The organism is Acinetobacter sp. YH12116 (assembly GCF_013418895.1).
GTDB lineage: Bacteria > Pseudomonadota > Gammaproteobacteria > Pseudomonadales > Moraxellaceae > Acinetobacter > Acinetobacter indicus.
The window spans coordinates 1-19,899 of the sequence record NZ_VPBE01000017.1 but is presented as its reverse complement, the minus strand read 5'-3'; the positions used below and the strand labels follow the sequence as shown (position 1 = coordinate 19,899).

Annotated in this window: 17 protein-coding genes; 10 read left to right on the top strand and 7 right to left on the bottom strand. The window is 44.4% G+C overall.

What is annotated here, in order from left to right; all coding sequences use genetic code 11:
* The first annotated feature begins 152 nt into the window (after positions 1 to 152).
* A complete protein-coding gene (gene cgtA, locus FTU54_RS10600; RefSeq protein WP_016660051.1) occupies positions 153 to 1,364 on the top strand; it encodes an Obg family GTPase CgtA in 1,212 nt (403 codons plus the stop codon).
* A gap of 29 nt (positions 1,365 to 1,393) precedes the next feature.
* Entirely contained in the window at positions 1,394 to 2,527 is a 1,134-nt protein-coding gene (gene proB, locus FTU54_RS10595) for a glutamate 5-kinase (protein ID WP_168399837.1), read from the top strand.
* An 83-nt stretch (positions 2,528 to 2,610) separates the two neighbouring features.
* Here the strand turns inward: proB and FTU54_RS10590 are convergent, their stop codons facing one another.
* Positions 2,611 to 3,315 (bottom strand): SIMPL domain-containing protein, encoded by a 705-nt coding sequence (locus FTU54_RS10590; protein ID WP_104469874.1) that lies wholly within the window; start codon positions 3,313 to 3,315, stop codon positions 2,611 to 2,613.
* A gap of 468 nt (positions 3,316 to 3,783) precedes the next feature.
* Here FTU54_RS10590 and FTU54_RS10585 point away from each other — a divergent pair, with 468 nt between their 5' ends.
* From FTU54_RS10585 to sohB, 7 genes are all read left to right on the top strand, one after another.
* A complete protein-coding gene (locus FTU54_RS10585) occupies positions 3,784 to 5,157 on the top strand; it encodes a diaminobutyrate--2-oxoglutarate transaminase (protein WP_005176742.1) in 1,374 nt (457 codons plus the stop codon).
* 3 nt (positions 5,158 to 5,160) lie between these two features.
* The gene (locus FTU54_RS10580) at positions 5,161 to 6,693 is read left to right on the top strand and encodes an aspartate aminotransferase family protein (protein ID WP_180074741.1); all 1,533 of its coding nucleotides are present in this window, start codon (positions 5,161 to 5,163) and stop codon (positions 6,691 to 6,693) included.
* 597 nt (positions 6,694 to 7,290) lie between these two features.
* Positions 7,291 to 8,316 (top strand): substrate-binding domain-containing protein, encoded by a 1,026-nt coding sequence (locus tag FTU54_RS10575; RefSeq protein ID WP_005176746.1) that lies wholly within the window; start codon positions 7,291 to 7,293, stop codon positions 8,314 to 8,316.
* A 101-nt stretch (positions 8,317 to 8,417) separates the two neighbouring features.
* Complete coding sequence (gene pstC / locus FTU54_RS10570) at positions 8,418 to 9,797, top strand: phosphate ABC transporter permease subunit PstC (RefSeq protein WP_005176748.1); 1,380 nt, start codon at positions 8,418 to 8,420, stop codon at positions 9,795 to 9,797.
* Positions 9,797 to 11,191, top strand: coding sequence for a phosphate ABC transporter permease PstA (gene pstA, locus FTU54_RS10565; RefSeq protein WP_180074740.1), 1,395 nt, complete (start codon positions 9,797 to 9,799; stop codon positions 11,189 to 11,191). The genes pstC and pstA overlap by 1 nt, the downstream gene beginning before the upstream one ends.
* Positions 11,192 to 11,204: 13 nt before the next feature.
* On the top strand, positions 11,205 to 12,134 hold the full coding sequence (pstB, locus tag FTU54_RS10560; RefSeq protein WP_005176754.1) for a phosphate ABC transporter ATP-binding protein PstB: 930 nt from the start codon (positions 11,205 to 11,207) through the stop codon (positions 12,132 to 12,134).
* A 398-nt stretch (positions 12,135 to 12,532) separates the two neighbouring features.
* Positions 12,533 to 13,495: a protease SohB gene (sohB, locus tag FTU54_RS10555; protein ID WP_075174762.1), complete on the top strand. Its 963-nt coding sequence runs from the start codon at positions 12,533 to 12,535 to the stop codon at positions 13,493 to 13,495.
* A gap of 32 nt (positions 13,496 to 13,527) precedes the next feature.
* Here the strand turns inward: sohB and FTU54_RS10550 are convergent, their stop codons facing one another.
* From FTU54_RS10550 to FTU54_RS10530, 5 genes are all read right to left on the bottom strand, one after another.
* The gene (locus FTU54_RS10550; protein WP_180074746.1) at positions 13,528 to 14,166 is read right to left on the bottom strand and encodes a DUF2238 domain-containing protein; all 639 of its coding nucleotides are present in this window, start codon (positions 14,164 to 14,166) and stop codon (positions 13,528 to 13,530) included.
* Positions 14,167 to 14,316: 150 nt separating this feature from the next.
* Positions 14,317 to 15,705 (bottom strand): adenylosuccinate lyase, encoded by a 1,389-nt coding sequence (gene purB / locus FTU54_RS10545; RefSeq protein WP_005176761.1) that lies wholly within the window; start codon positions 15,703 to 15,705, stop codon positions 14,317 to 14,319.
* Between the two features lie 50 nt (positions 15,706 to 15,755).
* Positions 15,756 to 16,487 carry a high frequency lysogenization protein HflD gene (gene hflD, locus FTU54_RS10540; protein WP_005176767.1) on the bottom strand — a complete coding sequence of 244 codons (732 nt, stop codon included), beginning with the start codon at positions 16,485 to 16,487 and terminating at the stop codon, positions 15,756 to 15,758.
* Positions 16,488 to 16,501: 14 nt separating this feature from the next.
* Positions 16,502 to 17,635: a tRNA 2-thiouridine(34) synthase MnmA gene (mnmA, locus tag FTU54_RS10535; RefSeq protein WP_075166642.1), complete on the bottom strand. Its 1,134-nt coding sequence runs from the start codon at positions 17,633 to 17,635 to the stop codon at positions 16,502 to 16,504.
* Positions 17,636 to 17,639: 4 nt separating this feature from the next.
* Positions 17,640 to 18,125 carry an NUDIX hydrolase gene (locus FTU54_RS10530; protein ID WP_005176771.1) on the bottom strand — a complete coding sequence of 162 codons (486 nt, stop codon included), beginning with the start codon at positions 18,123 to 18,125 and terminating at the stop codon, positions 17,640 to 17,642.
* 554 nt (positions 18,126 to 18,679) lie between these two features.
* Between FTU54_RS10530 and FTU54_RS10525 the strand changes: the two genes are divergently transcribed.
* A complete protein-coding gene (locus FTU54_RS10525) occupies positions 18,680 to 19,339 on the top strand; it encodes a hypothetical protein (RefSeq protein WP_168399824.1) in 660 nt (219 codons plus the stop codon).
* A 141-nt stretch (positions 19,340 to 19,480) separates the two neighbouring features.
* Here the strand turns inward: FTU54_RS10525 and FTU54_RS10520 are convergent, their stop codons facing one another.
* Positions 19,481 to 19,663, bottom strand: coding sequence for a hypothetical protein (locus tag FTU54_RS10520; RefSeq protein ID WP_180074739.1), 183 nt, complete (start codon positions 19,661 to 19,663; stop codon positions 19,481 to 19,483).
* Positions 19,664 to 19,899 lie beyond the last annotated feature (236 nt).

Here is a 19,899-nt window from a genome sequence, read left to right as displayed (position 1 = left end):
GTCCGGTTTTAGCTAGATTGCGCTTTTTAGATGGCGACACACAAATTGTAAAAAGAATTGTGAGCACAATAGATTTGCTGCATAAATTATTCGAGAAATCCTTTAAAATATGGCAGAATAGGCGGTTTTAAAGTTTTTAGAGGATTGGCAAGATGCGCTTTGTTGATGAAGCAGTCATTACCGTAGAGGCTGGCGACGGTGGCAATGGCGTAGCCAGTTTTCGCCGTGAAAAATTCGTACCATTTGGTGGTCCAGATGGTGGTGATGGTGGTCGTGGCGGTAGCATTTATATTCAGGCCGATGACGACACCAGTACACTCGTAGATTATCGTTATACCCGTAAATTCCGTGCTGAGCGCGGTAAAAATGGTGCAGGCGCAAACTGTGCTGGCCGTGGTGGTGAATCTGTGGTGCTGAAAGTACCGGTAGGCACCACGATTGTAGATACAGATTCTGGTGACATTATTGCTGACTTGGTCGAAGACGGTCAGAAAGTACTGGTTGCCCAGGGCGGTGATGGTGGTTTGGGGAATACTCACTTCAAATCATCGACCAACCGTACCCCGCGTAAATTTACCACAGGTGTGAAAGGTGAATTCCGCGAAATCCGTTTAGAGCTGAAAGTGCTGGCAGATGTTGGCCTACTGGGTATGCCAAACGCCGGTAAATCAACCTTTATTCGTGCAGTATCGGCCGCAAAACCAAAAGTTGCAGACTATCCGTTTACCACCATGGTGCCAAACCTGGGTGTGGTCGATGCCGATCGTCATCGTTCTTTTGTGATGGCCGATATTCCAGGTCTGATTGAAGGCGCCGCAGAAGGGGCTGGTTTAGGGATTCGCTTCCTGAAGCACCTAGCGCGTACCCGTATTCTGCTGCACATTGTCGATGTACAGCCAATTGATGGTTCAGATCCGGCACACAATGCCCGTGCCATTTTGAACGAGCTGGAAAAATTCTCGCCAACGCTGGCCAAACTGCCAGTAGTCTTGGTGCTGAACAAGCTCGACCAATTACCGGAAGATTCACGCGAAGAATGGTGTAAACATATTCTGGAAGAACTGCAATGGGAGGGTCCGGTATTCCAGACCTCGGGCCTAATGTCTGAAGGTACCAAAGAAGTGGTGTACTACCTGATGGATCAGATTGAACAGCAACGCGAACGCGAAGTTGAAGATCCAGACTATGCAGCAGAAATGAAAGCCTTCCGTGACCAGCTTGAAGCTGAAACACGCGAGCAAACCATCGCCGCTAAAGAAGCTTATCGTGAAATGCGTCGTCAGCAACGTCTGGCGGGTCAGGGCGATGACTTCGATGATGACGATGAAGATGATGGCGAAATGGAAGTATATTACGTACGTTAAGCTCATGATGAAGAGTAACTGAGGACAAGATGATAGAAGTGGTAGATGGGCAACGTCAGCTCCAGGGTTGTAAACGAATCGTTGTTAAAATCGGATCATCTTTACTCACAGCAAACGGGAAAGGCTTAGATCTGGATGCAATTTCGCATTGGGCGAATCAGATTGCAGATCTGCATAATGCAGGACACGAGATTATTCTGGTGTCCTCCGGTGCTGTGGCTGAAGGCATGGTTCGAATGAAACTAGAGAATCGACCCACTGATCTACCCAGTCTTCAGGCTTGTGCGGCCATTGGTCAAATGGGCCTGGTACAAACCTGGTCCAGCGTGCTGGAAAAACACGACATTAAAACTGCGCAAGTGTTATTAACTCATGATGACCTGGCAGATCGTCGCCGTTATCTCAATTCATGTGATGCCTTGCAGCACCTGATTGACTGGCGCGTGATTCCGGTGATTAATGAAAATGACACGGTTTCCACTGACGAAATCCGTTTTGGTGATAACGATACCCTGGCGGCTATGGTGGCCGGACAGGTACATGCGGATCTGTTGATTATCCTGACCGATCAGCAAGGCATGTTTGATTCTGATCCGCGCTCTAATCCAGATGCCAAACTGTTCCATACCGTACGTGCTTTAGATGAAAGCCTGTTCGATATGGCCGGTGGCGGTGGCAAGTTTGGTCGTGGCGGTATGCTGACCAAAGTCCGTGCTGCGCGTTTAGCGGCCAAATCGGGCTGTCCAACCTTAATTGCCAGCGGTGAAAGTGACAATGTACTGGCCCGTCTGATGGATGGCGAAATGCTCGGTACGCTGTTTATTACCGACAATGACCGTATCACTGCCCATCAGCAATGGCTAGCGGCGCATCTGCAAACCGCAGGCCGTCTGGTACTGGACGAAGGCGCGGTAAAAGCCATCAAGGAAAATCATCGTAGCCTGTTACCGGTCGGTGTACGCGCCGTGGAAGGGCATTTCGAACGTGGTGATGTGGTTGAATGTGTTGACCGACAAGGTCACCGCATTGCTGTAGGACGTGTCAACTTCAGTTCACGTTCAGCGGAAATCGTGAAAGGTCTGGCCTCAGATAAAGTACATCAGGTGTTAGGTGAGGCACGTTCACTAGAAATGATTCATCGCAATCATATGGCGATTTACTAAGCCATACAGATTCAACTTAAGAAATACAAAAATCCCGCTTCCGAGCGGGATTTTTTATTTTGGAAATAGAGGTAACGAGCAATTTACTTAAACTGAATCGTCCCGTTGGCATTCACCGTCATCTTCGATTCACCGGCAGCCATATCCGGTGCAGGTGCTGCTTCAGCCACTGCAAACTTGGCGGTATTGGCGCGCATTGCAATCGGGCGCGGGGTATAGTTATTGGTATTCATGTTCAGATTGACCAGTTGATAGCCTGATTTATTCCAGGCCTGGGTCAATAACTGTGCGCGTTGCTGGAAGTTTTTCGAAGCTTCAACTAGTAGCTCATTTTCGACTTTCTTACGCTGGCTATCTGACACACTAAAATGTACTGATTGAGTTTGCAGGCGCTGCTGCAACTCGCCAATGAGCTGGCTGGCGGCTTTAAAGTCGGTACTTTCCAGATGAATTTCGGCACGACCGCGCCATTCTTTCAGTTTCTGACTGTCATTGTCATAAACCGGATAAGTCGACTGTGAACCACTTTCTACTTTAACCGTTGGATATTTTCGCGCTGTGGCCATCGCCTGATTCATAATTTGGGTGATCTGATTGGCCAGTTCAGAAGGCTGTTTATGACTGCGCTCGATATACAGCACTGCGTTCATCTGGTCATTGGATACCTGACGGCTGGCTTCTGCCTGAACATTGATCAGATTGTAGTTCAGTTTTTCGGTGGTCTGCGCCAAGGCACTACCTGAAACTGCAGCAGCCAATAGGCAACTGGAGAGAGTAATAAAACGCATGATTTTGTCCTGTTTTTATAGGTATTTATCTATCAAAGCATATTAGCCAAGCAATATGGCTAATTTTTGCAGAGTTTGTGGTGGGATTGTAAAAAAATAATAAAATCTACTGACTCGGAATGGCTTGATTATTTATTTTAAAACAATATGTTATATTTAATAGTGGGTTTAATTCTGCAGGCAACTTACATAGGGTTAAAAAAAATATCAAGAATGCGGTTTTCTTTCTGCTGTCACATTGTAAGATGATAATTCAATCTAATGGTTAGACCGATAGAACTTTTCGATAAAATTAGCTCGATAAAATGCCAAAAGCGGTTTATTTTCCTGAAAAATTAGGTATCATCGCGCTCCTAGTTATTGAATATTATCTAGATCATCTAACTAGATTTTTATAAAGCACCGAGTCAAAGGACCACAAGTCACCCGACTTATTTCTTCAACCCATATCAGAGATGGTAATTCGATATGAGCGTTACTTCTGTAAACCCTGCCACCAATTCCACAAACGAATACTACTTGACTCGCCAAAGTCAGATGGAATCGAATGTGCGTAGTTATCCTCGTAAATTACCGTTAGCGATAGCGAAGGCACAAGGTTGCTGGGTTACCGATGTTGAGGGTACGACGTACCTAGATTGTTTAGCTGGGGCAGGTACATTGGCTTTGGGCCATAATCATCCTGCGGTGATTCAAAGTATTCAAGACACCATCGCGAGTGGTCTTCCTTTACATACTTTAGATTTAACTACACCTTTAAAAGATGCATTTACTGAAGCGCTTCTTGCTTACCTGCCAGGTGGTAAAGAAGAGTATTGCTTGCAGTTCTGTGGTCCATCTGGTGCAGATGCAACAGAAGCAGCAATCAAGCTTGCAAAAACATTTACCGGCCGTAGCTCTGTAATCAGCTTCTCAGGTGGCTACCACGGTATGACTCACGGTTCGCTGGCAATGACAGGTAACCTGTCTGCCAAGAATGCCGTAAACGGTTTAATGCCGGGCGTACAATTTATGCCGTATCCACATGAATACCGTTGCCCGTTGGGTCTTGGCGGTGAAGCAGGTGTGGATGCACTGACTTACTATTTCGAAAACTTCATTGAAGATGTGGAAAGCGGTGTTACTAAACCGGCTGCTGTAATTCTTGAAGCAATTCAGGGTGAAGGCGGTGTGGTTACTGCGCCTACCAAATGGCTGAAAAAAATCCGTGAAGTGACTGAAAAACACAACATCGTGTTGATTCTTGACGAAGTTCAAGCAGGCTTTGCGCGTTCAGGCAAAATGTTTGCTTATGAACATGCTGGTATTGAGCCAGACGTAGTGGTTATGTCGAAAGCGGTTGGTGGTAGCTTGCCACTGGCGGTGTTAGGGATTAAACGTAAGTTTGATGCTTGGCAACCAGCAGGCCATACCGGTACTTTCCGTGGTAACCAGCTGGCAATGGGTACTGGTCTTGCGACCATCAACACCATTAAAGAACAAAACCTGGCGCAAAATGCGCAAGAGCGTGGCGACTTCCTGCAAGCTGAACTGAAAAAACTGGCAGTTGAATTCCCATGTATCGGTAACGTACGTGGCCGCGGTTTAATGATTGGTGTTGAAATTGTAGATGAGCGTCAGGAAAAAGACCGTTTAGGTGCTTATCCTGCAGATTCACAACTGGCTGCTGCAATTCAGGCTGCATGTTTTGACAACAAACTGTTGTTAGAAAAAGGTGGTCGTGGCGGTACGGTAATCCGTTTACTTTGCCCGCTGATCATTAATCAGGAAGAATGTGTAGAAGTGATTGCCCGCTTCAAGAAAGCTGTGGCTGAAGCACTGAAAGCAGTACGAGGCGCATAATACATGGTAGATTTTGCAGAACATCGTAAAGCCTTACTCTGCAATGATGCTCAATCTATTGCTGAATATGAGTCAGCAATGGACCAAGCGACAAAAGCTGTCGCAGCATGGTTGCAAAACGATAAAATGTACACCGGTGGTAGCATTAAAGAGCTACGCAGTGCCATTTCATTCAATCCATCGAAAGAAGGTCTGGGTGTACAGAAATCTTTAGAGCGCATGGTCGAGCTGTTCCTGAACAAGAGCTTGAAAGTTCACCATCCGCATTCACTGGCGCATTTGCACTGTCCAACCATGGTGGCCAGCCAGATCGCAGAAGTGTTAATTAACGCCACTAACCAGTCCATGGACTCATGGGATCAAAGCCCGGCCGGTTCATTAATGGAAGTGCAGCTGATTGACTGGTTACGCCAAAAAGTCGGTTACGGTTCAGGTCAGGCCGGTGTATTCACTTCAGGTGGTACGCAGTCTAACCTGATGGGCGTACTGCTGGCGCGTGATGCCTGCATCGCGAAAAACTGGAAAGACGAAAACGGCAAGCCGTGGTCAGTACAGCGTGATGGTGTACCGGCAGAGGCAATGCGTAATGTCAAAGTCATCTGTTCTGAAAATGCACACTTCTCTGTGCAAAAGAACATGGCGATGATGGGCATGGGCTTCCAGTCTGTGGTGACCGTTCCTGTGAATGACAATGCACAGATGGATGTGGTTGCACTTGAGAAAACCATGGCACACCTTCAGTCTGAAGGCAAAATTGTGGCATGTGTGGTGGCAACTGCAGGTACAACCGATGCGGGCGCGATTGATCCATTAAAAGAAATTCGTGAAATCACCAACAAATATGGCGCGTGGATGCACATTGACGCGGCGTGGGGTGGTGCACTGATTTTGTCGAATGACTATCGTTCTATGCTCGATGGCATCGAATTGTCGGATTCTGTGACGCTTGATTTCCACAAGCATTATTTCCAGACCATTTCATGTGGCGCATTCTTGTTAAAAGACGAAGCCAACTACCGTTTCATGCATTATGAAGCCGAGTACTTGAACTCTGCTTATGATGAAGAACATGGCGTACCAAACCTGGTATCGAAGTCACTGCAAACCACGCGTCGTTTTGATGCCTTGAAATTGTGGATGACAGTTGAAGCATTGGGCGAAGAGCTTTATGGTTCAATGATCGATCATGGTGTGGATTTAACCCGTGATGTTGCTGCTTATATTAAAGCAACAGATGGTCTTGAGCTGCTGGTAGAGCCGCAATTTGCATCGGTATTGTTCCGTGTGGTGCCTGAAGGCTATCCGGCTGAATTTGTCGATGCCTTAAACCAGAACGTCGCAGATGAACTGTTTGCGCGTGGTGAAGCCAATATTGGTGTAACCAAAGTGGGTCAGGTTCAGTCATTGAAAATGACCACGTTAAGCCCGGTTGCAACACTAGACAACGTGAAAAACCTGCTGGCACTTGTGCTGGCAGAAGCAGAGCGTATTAAAGCTTCAATTGCAGATGGTACTTACACACCACCAATCGCTTAATCGCATGCTGCAAAGAAAGAGAGGCCTACAAGGCCTCTTTTTTTATCTCGGGTCATTGAATTGAAAAAAATGAAGATGAATGTCATGTATCTGTTAACAAGCCAAACGGGCCAAAAGAAGGGGATAGAAATGAATAAAGTGGCTGAGTACAGTGAAGTGATCAATTGGCTGAGAACGTGTGTTTCAGGCAACAGATGAATATATTAAGTTTAAGAAAAACAATCAATTTCGCTTTTTATAGAATATCGGGTGATTGTCATCAACCAGAGAGAATTATGACAATTGTAAGAAAGCGAACCGGTGCTGGATTGGCATTTTGTCATATTTTTACAGCGCTTTCATATTTTTTTAGACATCTTTCGAAATTTTAATAAGGTAGTGAAATGTTATTAAAATCATTATCTTAAATTAATATTTTGATATAAAGCAGGCTTCTAGAAACTATAAAAACAAGCTGCAAAATAAAACATCATTAAAGTGTCATAAAGGTGTAACTTTATTGTCATATTTTAAACTCACAATGCACATAACGAAATAAGTACAAAACTTAATAAAAAGTGGCGTACTCCGAATTTGCATAAATTGAGAGAGAACAGAATGCGCTTTACCAATATCGCACTTGCATTAGCACTATCTGGGGCAGCTGTAGCAACAACTGCGAACGCAGCTCGTGACACCATCCAAATCGCTGGTTCTTCTACAGTATTGCCATACGCAAGTATTGTAGCAGAAGAGTTCGGTAACACATTCCCACAATTCAAAGCGCCTGTTGTTGGTTCTGGCGGTTCTTCAGGTGGTTTGAAACAATTCTGTAACGGTGTGGGCGATAACACAATTGATATCGCAAACTCATCTCGTCAAATTAAAGATTCAGAAATCGCTGCATGTAAAAAAGCAGGCGTGAACCAGATCTTAGAAGTTAAAATTGGTTATGACGGTATCGTATTCGCGTCAAACTCAAACAAAGCTGCTTATAAATTAAAACCTTACCATGTATTTGCTGCTTTGGCTGCTGAGCTTCCATCGAAAGGTAAAATGGTTGCTAACCCATATACACGTTGGAACCAGATTGACAAATCACTTCCAAATGAACCAATTACTCTGGTAATTCCAGCATCTAACCACGGTACACGTGAAGTGTTCCAGGAGAAAATGGTTGATGCAGGTTGTGAAGCTTACGCAGCAATCAAAGCATTAGACAAAGATGCGAAGAAAAAAGCATGTACAACTTTCCGTAAAGATGGCCGTGTGATTGAAATCGCTGGTGACTACACTGAAACACTGGCACGTTTAAGAACTTCTCCAAGTGCAGTGGGTGTATTCGGTCTAGGTTTCTATGACCAAAACCGTGACAAGCTACGTGTTGCAACTGTAAACAACGTTGCGCCATCTGAGCAAACAATCCTGAACGGTTCTTACCCTGTTTCACGTCCATTGTTCTTCTACGTGAAAGGTGAGCACCTGAAATCAATCAAAGGCTTACAACAGTACACAGAATTCTTCTTAAGCAAGAAAGTATCTGGTAAAGGTTCTAAGTTAGACAAAGCAGGTCTGATCTCTTTATCTGACAAAGAACGTGCGCAAATCCTGGCGAACTTCAAAGCAGGTAAAGCTGTTAAATAATTGTGGTTAAAACAGCTGATGGCAGGGTTTCCTGCCATCAGCTTTTTGCGAAGAGAAATGTTTTTTCAAATAATGAAAATTGAAAAAACGGTGGAGAATACATGAATCTGCTACTCATAGGTGTGTTACTGGCAATTATTGCCATAGCCTATCAAATCGGGTTAAGCAAAAGCCGTAACCTAGCAGGTAAGGGAAATAATTCTGCAATGTTGCACTCACGCCCTGGTTATTATGGTGCGTTGGTGGCTTTGTGGTGTGCGATCCCTGCTTTTTTAATTTTGATTGTTTGGAATCTGGTTGAACCAACCATTTTGGAACAGGTAGTACTGAGTCATGTACCGGCAGATGTTGCTGCCAACCTGAATGCAGCCAGCACCAGCGTTCTGGTAGACCGTGTGCAAGCACTGGCTTCTGGCTTTGGTGTCACTGATACACCAGCCGCCTATGAACTGGCAGCTGCTGAACAATTAGCAAAATTTGAAACCATTGGTTCTTATATCAAACTGGCCGTTGTGATTTGTGCAGCGTTAATTGGTTTGCTATGGGCGAAAAAACGTGTCTCTCAACAGTACCGTGCCCGTAACCAGGTTGAAAAGATCATTAACATTTCTTTAGCCCTCTGTTCTGGTGTGGCCATTCTGACCACCGTTGGTATCGTGATGTCGATGTTCGGGGAAGCCATGCGCTTCTTTAGCTTCGTCAGCCCAATGGACTTCTTCTTTGGTACCCAGTGGAACCCAGGTTTTAGTACCACCGGTAGTGCCGATGGTGAATATGGTCTGTTACCGCTGTTATGGGGAACCTTGCTGGTCAGTGCGATTGCATTGCTGGTTGCAGTACCTATTGGTCTGATGATTGCCATTTACCTGGCAGAGTATGCATCTCCGAAATTCCGTTCTTGGGCAAAACCAACCATTGAAGTGTTGGCCGGTATTCCGACCATTGTATATGGTGTATTTGCCTTAATGATTATTGGTCCATTCCTGAAAAGTGCCGGTGCACTGCTGGGTATTGATATCAATGCTACCAGTGCTTTAACTGCCGGTCTGGTAATGGGCATTATGATCATTCCATTTGTATCGTCTTTATCTGATGACATCATTACCCAGGTACCACGTGCTCTACGTGATGGTTCGTTGGGTCTGGGTGCGACTAAGTCAGAAACCATTCGTAAAGTGGTGATGCCGGCTGCCTTGCCAGGGATTATCGGCGCCTTCTTGCTGGCTGCATCTCGTGCAATTGGTGAAACCATGATTGTGGTCCTGGCCGCAGGTAACAGTCCGTTACTACATGCCAACCCGCTAGAAGCGGTTGCAACCGTGACCATGACGATTGTTAACCAGTTAACCGGTGATACCGACTTCGCAAGTCCGCAGGCATTGGTGGCGTTCGCATTAGGTTTAACCCTGTTTGTTATTACCCTGTGTTTGAACATTGTGGCACTTTACATCGTGCGTAAATATCGTGAGCAATACGACTAATGAGTACTTCAAATACTACTTCAATGGATCAACAACCGCTTGATCCACGGGCGGCCGCTGAATTACGCGCACAACGTAAACAGAAAATTGAAAGCTCGTTAGCAAAACGCCATCGTAAAGAAAGCACTTTCCGCATGTTTGGTCTGGCCTCGGTACTGGCAGGTTTATTCTTTGTCGTGTTGCTGTTCGGCAGTATTCTGGCCAAAGGTTTACCGGCATTCTGGCAAAGCAGTATGGCAGTGCCAGTCTACTTTGACCCAAGCATTATTAATGTGGACGCCCAGCCAAAACAGCAGGCAGGTGAATCTCCGGCACAATTTAATGACCGTATGATTGCCTGGCAGACTGAAATGGGTATGGTCGATTGGGATGCGCTTATCGTTAATGGTATCGTCGCTAAAGATGCGGCGCTTGAAGCCAAGCGTGATGATTTAGGCTACATGTACACCAGTTCTGAAACCTATCGCTTACGTGATATGGTACTGGCAGATCCATCGCTGATTGGTCAAACCAAAGAAGTGAAAATTCTGGCCGATGCCAATGTAGATGTATGGCTTGCGGGCAATATTGACCGTGACCTGCCGGCAGAACAGCAGCAGCTAAGCCCGGAAATCCGTCAGCTGGCAGATGATCTGAAAGCCCAAGGTATTATAGAAAATACTTTCAATACCAACATCTTTGTCAGCCCGGACTCGCGTAGTTCGCCTGCAACTTCTGGTTTGGCTGGTGCCTTCATGGGTTCATTGTTCATGATGCTGATCGTGATCTTTATCTCGATTCCAATTGGTGTGGCATCTGCAATTTATCTGGAAGAATTTGCACCAAAAAATGTCATTACTGATATTATTGAAGTGAACATTAACAACCTGGCCGCAGTTCCATCGATTGTATTTGGTCTGTTGGGTGCTGCCATCTTCATTGGCTGGATGCATTTACCGTTATCTGCGCCATTGGTGGGTGGTCTGGTTCTAAGTTTAATGACTTTACCGACCGTAATTATTACCACACGTGCTTCACTGAAAGCGGTGCCGCCATCTATTCGTCAGGCAGCATTGGGCTTGGGTGCATCACGTCTACAAACCGTATTCCATCATGTATTGCCACTGGCATTACCAGGGATTTTAACCGGTGCGATTATTGGTGTTGCACAAGCATTGGGTGAAACCGCACCACTTCTATTAATTGGTATGAGTGCCTTCGTTGCGAGCGTACCGGCATCTCCATTTGATCAATCTACCGCATTACCGGTACAAATTTTCCTATGGCAGGGCAATGAATTGCGTAACTTCTTTGAAGGACGTACCGCTGCCGCCATTATCGTACTTCTTGCACTCATGATCGGCCTGAACAGTCTGGCGATCTGGTTACGTAAGAAATTTGAAGTACGTTGGTAATTGAGGGAAAAATATGACTACTGTATTAAGCACAGACAAACCGAATTCCTTAGAACAGGATAAAGCAGTGAATCCAGAGCAAACACAATTTACGTCAACTGAAGGCGAAGAACACAAACAGCCTGCAACTTCGTTTGTGTCTCAGTTTGATACCCAGGCGGCGAGCAAAAAAGAAGCCAAATCGAACAATGTCAAACTCAGCACCTCCGATGTTCATGTGTACTATGGTGAATCTGAAGCAATTAAAGGCATTGACCTGAACATTTATGAAAATGAAGTCATTGCCTTCATTGGTCCATCAGGTTGTGGTAAATCGACTTTCCTTCGTACCTTAAACCGGATGAATGACACCATTGATTCATGCCGCGTTACCGGTAAAGTCATGCTGGATAATCAGGATATTTATGATCCGAACCTGGACGTGGTGTTGCTACGTGCTCAGGTGGGTATGGTGTTCCAGAAGCCAAACCCGTTCCCGAAATCAATTTTTGAAAACGTGGCTTACGGCCCGAAACTGCACGGTTTGGCGCGTGACAAATACGATCTTGAAGAAATTGTTGAAAACAGCCTGCGTAAAGCCGGTCTGTGGGATGAAGTTAAAGACCGTTTAAGCCAGCCAGGTACTGGTCTGTCAGGTGGTCAGCAGCAACGTTTATGTATCGCGCGTACCATTGCGGTTTCACCAGAAGTCATTCTGATGGATGAACCATGTTCCGCACTGGACCCGATTGCAACTGCAAAAGTTGAAGAACTGATTTCTGAACTGTCTACCCAGTACACTATTGCGATTGTTACGCACTCGATGCAACAGGCAGCGCGTGTATCAGACCGTACCGCATACTTCCACCTGGGTGATCTGATTGAAGTGAACTCGACTGAAAAAGTCTTTACTCAACCAGACCATCAATTAACGGAAGCGTACATTACAGGTCGTTTTGGTTAATTGCCAACCGCTGTATATCAAAAAACCGCAAATCAATAGTTGCGGTTTTTTTATGGCTCTGGTTGAGGGGTAGGGGGAGGGTCATAGCGGATCTGGTGGATTATCTAACCTATCATAATGCTTAAAATGAGACCCTAAATAGATTTCAGTTTGAAGGGCTGAATCCGGAGCAGATCATTCCATCTGCTATCCAGTTGGTGGTTTTAATGTTGAGCTTTCCCAGCTTTTAAAAATCCCGTCCTGTTCAACAGGGCTGTATTTTTTAGTTGTTGCAAAAATGACACTACGGTTAACACTGAAGTAGATTAAATTAAGCAAATAAATGCGCTAATATTGAATTCTCAATATCCGCCCTCATCTAAAGCTTAGCCAAAATAAAATTGAGAACAGATTTTTATATGTTATTTCATTCCCCAAAACTACCTGCCGAAATTCGTATCCGTCATTTAAATGCGCGTATTAACGAACAACGAAAAAAAATAGCGCAGACTACGGCCTCCAAACTGGAGCTGTTGCAATTTAGCCAGCAATTGTCCAAAGAGGCACGCCTGCGTAAAAAGAATAACCAGAAAATTTATGTACTCGATTTTAAAGGGGATATGGCCGCCTCTGCGGTAGAAAATCTGCGTGAAGAAATTACCTTAATTCTGGCCACAGCCAAAGCTGGACGTGACCGCGTGGTGGTACGTTTGGAAAGTCCGGGCGGGATGGTACATGGTTATGGTTTAGCCGCTGCACAACTGGTACGTCTGCGTGATGCCGGTTTTCATCTGACCATCTGTGTTGATAAGGTCGCAGCCAGCGGTGGCTATATGATGGCTTGTATCGCCAATGAAATTATCTCTGCACCGTTTGCCATTGTCGGTTCAATTGGCGTAGTGGCACAGGTGCCAAACTTTAACCGCCTGCTGAAACAGCACAATATAGATTTTGAACTGTATACGGCTGGTCAATACAAACGCACCGTGACCATGTTTGGTGAAAATACCGAAGAAGGCAAGGCCAAGTTTGAAGAAGAGTTGCAACAAACTCACAGCCTGTTCAAGCACTTTGTTGAAAAGTACCGTCCGCAGCTCAATGTTGAAAAAGTCGCTACAGGTGAACACTGGTATGGTCAGGATGCTTCCGATCTGAACCTGGTCGATAAACTGCAAACCTCAGATGAATACCTGTTAGGGTTATTGCCACAGCATGATGTTTATGTCATTGAAACCCGTCGCAAGCCAACCTTGGGTGAAAAACTCGGCCTACAAGCCGCACAGGTGGCAGATTCTCTGGTACCTGCGGTCATGAATAAAGTCATGGATACTTTAAGCAAAGCCAGTGCCAACCTGGTGCAAATGCGCGATCCTAAGCTCTAATCCAATTTTGCTCATGAAACATGAAAAAGCACTCAATCGAGTGCTTTTTTTCTGTCTTTGTATAAGCTCCAGCTTCCTGCCAGAATTGCGCCGAGCGTAGCCAGGAGCATATCTTTATGCGCATCCCAGATATCGCCTTGCTGACCATTATAATTTTCAGCCGCTTCTGGAGAGAGGAGGATGGCGAGTAACCATTCCAGCCATTCGTAAATCAAACTGCTGCTCATAACCCATTGCACGACCAGCAGAAAGATCATCCAGTCTTTGGCGTTAGGAAAGCCCAGCCGATGTAAGCGGAAAAACAGCGGGTAGAGCAGCACGCCATAGGCAAAATGCACAAAGCGATCATACATATTGCGTTCCCAGCCCAGCCACTGATTTAAATCAAAGCCGAAGTATTGCAGCAGCCAGTCGTTATAGGGCACATAAGAATAGAGATAATGCGCGCCTAAAATATGAATCAACAGAAAGATAAGATAGAAAACAAAACTCGAAAAGCTTAAACCGACTTTTTTGAAGAGCAATAGCAGCACAATTAGCATGAGGATCGTTCCAACCTGATGCAGCACATAGGCTGAAAATTCCATCGGGTTGATACTGGCAAGCAGCATGGTCAGGCCTAATAGGGCCAGCATTAGCCAATGTTTGGCCTGTAATTGGTAGTCGATCATTCTGGTTATAGGATTGGGATTTGTAATTATCATAATAAAAAAGCGAAGCCGGAGCTTCGCTTTTTGATGCTGAGTTTTTCAAACTCACACCCTCTTTGTGCTTATCCCAGAGGGAGAAAGAAGATGTTGTGAAAAACTCAAATCATTTCATTAGATTTTAGCAATCAAATCTTTAATCTGTTTTGCCTGTTCAGCTGCATTACCGGTGTAAGACGCAGGGGTCATTTCAGCTAAACGTGCACGATCCGCAGCCGGAACAGCTTCGAGTTCGTTACCGTTGACGAAGCTCACCATCATGTCGCGAGTCATCGCTTGACCACGAGTCAGCGCTTTTAATTTTTCGTATGGTTTTTCAACGTTGTAACGACGCATAACCGTTTGAATCGGTTCAGCCAATACTTCTTGTGCATTGTCCAGGTCTTCCAGAATACGGTCAGCATTCAGTTCTAGTTTACCAATACCTTTTAAGCAGGCTTCAAATGCGATCAAGCTCTGTGCAAAACCAACACCCATGTTACGAAGTACAGTTGAGTCGGTTAAGTCACGCTGCCAGCGAGAAATTGGAAGTTTTTCGCCCAGGTGCGCAAGAACAGCATTGGCAATACCCAGGTTACCTTCAGAGTTTTCGAAGTCAATCGGGTTGACTTTGTGCGGCATGGTTGAAGAACCGACTTCGCCTTCTTTCAGTTTTTGTTTGAAGAAGCCCAGCGAGATATAACCCCAAACGTCACGGTTAAAGTCGATTAAGATGGTGTTGAAACGACGCAGCGCATCAAACAGTTCCGCCATATAGTCATGCGGTTCAATTTGCGTGGTGTACGGGTTGAAAGTTAAACCTAAAGATTCAACAAATGCTTGTGAATGTGCAGGCCAGTTGATGTCTGGATAGGCAGACAGGTGAGCGTTGTAGTTACCCACTGCACCGTTGATTTTACCCAGCAGTTCAACATTGTTGAATTGCTTGATTTGACGCGCTAAACGGTACGCCACGTTGGCCATTTCTTTACCCAAAGTGGTTGGGCTAGCTGTTTGACCGTGTGTACGAGACAGCATGGGTTGATCAGCATGTTTTTCAGCCAGCGCCACAATTGAGTCAATGATTTGCTGCATAGATGCAACCAGTACATCACGGCCGTTTTTCAGCATTAACGCGTGTGACAGGTTGTTGATGTCTTCAGAAGTACAAGCAAAGTGAATGAATTCACCGGCATTTTTCAGCTCGTCGATGTTGGCGATTTTTTCTTTCAGGAAATATTCAACCGCTTTAACGTCGTGGTTAGTGGTACGTTCAATCTCTTTAATGCGGTTCGCATCTTCTTCAGAGAAATTTGCCACAATCGCATCTAAGGCCGCATTGGTTTCTGCAGAAAAAGCTGGGACTTCAGTAATTTCCGGACGGTTCGCAAGCGCTTGTAACCAACGCACTTCAACAGTCACACGAGCATGGATTAAACCAAACTCAGAAAGGAAAGGACGAAGAGCATCACATTTGCTCGCATAACGTCCATCTAATGGAGAAAGTGCAGTTAAAGCGTTCATAACGATTCCTTAAACTTTGGAACTAAACCTAAAACAAATGTCCGTACAGATCAGACCACCTGATACTGTAAACGGGCAAGATCCTGAATATCTTGAAGCAGTTTGCGTTTGCTAAAAATCATCGCCCATGAGCTGCCACCGAGTTGACGCCACAAATGTGCCATTTGCAGGCCGGTAAATAGCGAGGCACGAATACGGTTGGTATGGGCAGAATCTTTAAAGGCCTCGGCATTGCCACGCACCATAATCCGCGGATTAATCTGTCCAGCAGTATCAACATAGGTTTGGGCAAGATTGGCGAGAATACTTGGATGTAAATAGTTATTATCAAAAAAGGACAGCTGTTTTAAGATTTTTTGCTGGGATTGCTCAATAATTTCAACAAATTGCGGATTACTATAGACTTTCTTTTCCAGTTGCAGCAGCGCCATGGCATAGGACATCGGCAACTTGGCATTGGACATTTTCGGTAATCTGGATTTGGGTGAGGTGGTAAACGGATGGGTAATGCTATTTTCGAGGGTTTTTAAACCAAGGGAGATATCGGCCAGCTGACTAAAAAAGTCTAAGGTTTGGCCACTCTGATTATTACTTGGACGGATATTCAGGCTGGCCTGAATCAGGCGCTCCAGATAAAAGTTACCGCTATCGCCAATACTTTGTCGGCCAGTCAGTGCGGTCATATGGGTCAGCTGCGTGGCCTGAAACACAGCAGCGAGGGCCAAAGCACGATTCTGGCGAACATTCAGAGTTCGAGGCTGTTGAAACGGTAACTCTGTCATGCCGAAACAATCCTTTAAACAAAATCCGGGTGAGGGGCATTGGTATGATGGATCACGCCACCCCCTAAGCACACTTCACCTGCGTAGAACACCACGCTTTGACCTGGTGTTACTGCACGTTGTGGCTGATCAAATTCAACACGTACACCATTTGGTGTTTCTGGATCTTTAAATAATACGCAGTCTTGGTCAGGTTGGCGATAGCGGGTTTTTGCCGTGCAGCGGAAACCGGTGTCAGGAATATCCTGTTCACCTGCGACCCAGTCAATGGATTCGCTCCACAGAATCGTGCTTTGCATCAGTGGATGATCATGACCTTGACCAACCACCAGACGATTGCCGGCTACATCTTTATGCAGTACAAACCAGGCACCTTCAGCTGCACCTTTCATGCCGCCAATACCAATACCACCGCGTTGACCGAGCGTATAGTACATTAAGCCGTGATGTTCACCAACCTCTTTGCCATCTTCCAGCACGATTTTTCCGGGTTGTGCGGGTAAATATTGTTTTAAGAAGTCATTAAAGCGGCGTTCACCAATAAAACAGATACCGGTGGAGTCTTTTTTCTTTGCAGTCGCCAAGCCCAATTCTTCTGCAATTTTACGTACTTGTGGCTTTTCAATTTCACCGACAGGGAACAGGGTCTTGTTAATTTCACGACCATGCACCGCGTGCAGGAAGTAAGTCTGATCTTTGTTGTTGTCGACACCACGCAATAAAGGTGCATATTGATCACCTTTAGAGTTGGTCATGGTTTCACCACGACGGCAGTAGTGACCCGTTGCAATAAAATCAGCACCCAGGTTAATGGCATGATCTAAAAACGCACGGAACTTGATTTCTTTATTGCACAAAATATCCGGGTTAGGGGTACGACCGGCTGCGTATTCTGCCAGGAAATGCTCGAAAACCCGATCCCAGTATTCCATGGCAAAGTTGGCAGTGTGCAGTTTGATGCCAATTTTATCGCATACGGCCTGGGCATCGGCCAGATCTTCCATGGCTGTACAGTATTCCGTGCCATCATCTTCTTCCCAGTTTTTCATGAACAATCCTTCAACCTGATAACCTTGTTGAAGGAGGAGTGCTGCAGAAACAGAAGAATCTACACCACCTGACATACCGACGATGACACGTTGTTGCATAGGATTAGGCATCCACACTATGAATTAAGGGAGAATTTTGGTGCTCGTAAATGAGCGATAAAGGATATTTTTGTCCGGTCTGAGCATCCTGTACGGCTTTAATCACCAAAGGACTGCGGGCGCGGGCCGATTCAAGCAGTTCATCCGGGCTCATCCAGACGGCACGGACAATACCAGTGTCTAGCTGTGCATCTGCATGATGGTGAATGGCTTCGGCCAGAAAGCAGAAACGGTAATAGGTACGATCTGGAAACATGGGCGGGGTATAGGTATAAATGCCCAGTAAAGCCTGAATACGTACATCGTATCCGGTTTCTTCCAGGGTTTCGCGAACCGCTGCTTCAATAATGGTTTCACCGGCTTCTACATGACCTGCAGGCTGGTTAAAGACAGTATGTGTAACGCCTTCAGTCTGTTCTTCTACAAACAGAAATTTACCGTCTTTTTCAACAACGGTGGCAACAGTCACATGCGCAGTCCAAGCGGTCATAAAAAAGCACCATGGGGTAAAACGCATATTCTACAAAATTTAGGGGGATGTGGCTATGAGGGAAGGGGATTTCTTTGGAGAAGATGATTTTTGAGTTTGAGTAAAAAATTGTGTGAAACAAGGACTTAATAATGAGCGTGGAACATGAGAAATCCATAAAGAAGTCCAAATCAGGTGATTTTGACTTCTTAGTATGAGCTAATATGCTGATTTAAAAAGAGAAGTAAAAATAATTTCGTATAACCTGTATTATGTTAATTTTAGATTTTTTAAAAAATTAGGGTATCCATGGATCTTCTATCATTTTATTGATTAATCCTAAAAAATTAAATATTCAAGTCCTCCATTGATAGAGTGATATAACTTTAAAGCAGCCTTTTGAAACAAATCATGAATAGCAAAAAATAATTATTTACATTAGAAGATGGCTACTTTTTAAGCTAATCTAGTAACTGAGTGCTGAACTCATTAATCTTCTTTCAACTGTATTTTTTATCTATGATTTATGGTTAATGAAGTTATTTATAAAATAAAACTTTTAAAGAGAATAAGAAATGAATATTGACGATGACGTACTGTCTATTATTAATAAGATAAACTCTGGTGAGTTAGATAGCATTGCTAGTGCACTAGATGGTAGTGATTTTGGAGTTTTCTTACCAGTATATGTAAATGATGATGGGACAATCAAAATGATGGAGCCTGGATATACTCAGACAGAAACTAACCTTAAAATTACAGTACAACCGACTACATTGAGCGATCGAAATGCGAAGACAATAGCATGGTTAGATGTAGGAAAAGTAGACCAGTGGTCTGCTTGTGAACATCCAAAAACTGGGACACGTGATTGCTCACATCAAAATGGACATGGAAATTGCATTCATTGCTCAGGACATAATAAAGCGGAAATGGGACTAAAAACAGCCGAAGGCTTAGATTATTTTGAAGCCATTAAACAATTAGATAATAAGCTAGATATTCTAAAATCTTTAGCACCTGAGAATATTGGATTGACACTATTGCATGCACACAGTGATGAGCATGAATTTACAAAGCTTCCTCCAGATATAGTTTCTGTTATTTATGATGGTGTAACCTCATTCCGTAAACTCACAGATGTTAAAAATGATCAAACATTTGTTCCGAATGCTTGGAGATTTATAGATGGGAAATTAGAAATTTCTGGTGGATTCTCTCAGAAATCAGAATAAAAGAAATCACACAAAGATTGGCAGGTACAACAGGAGTTATACCTAAACCACCGATACGAAAAAACCCGACATCCTATCGGGCTTTTTATTGTCAATAATTATTGCGAATAATCTCGATTATTTAAATTATAAATCAATTACTTAAAATAGCCTAGAAAGTGCTATTAACTCCTTTGCTGTGGCTATTCTAGTATCAGTATTATCTCGAACATAGGCATTATCTCCTACAAATGAGATTTCATTTTGTGGAGGTACATTTAAACGAATAATAGTTTTACCTTTAATCTCAACCACATCTATTTTCGTTAGTACTTGGGTTTTCAATGAGTCTGTTAATTGAGAAGTTCTAATATGATTAACTATTTTGTCAATATATCCTTCTAGGTCAAGACCAAGTGCTTCAGCTTCTCGCTCTACTCCAACAATATATCTGGGCAGAGTAAAACTTGAAGTGCGACATAAACCACCTAATTAATTTAAAGGGTTTATGGAGTATATAAAATTGTCATACCATCATCTTAGCTTTGAAGATCGTACTGCATTAATGCTTGAGTCAAGAA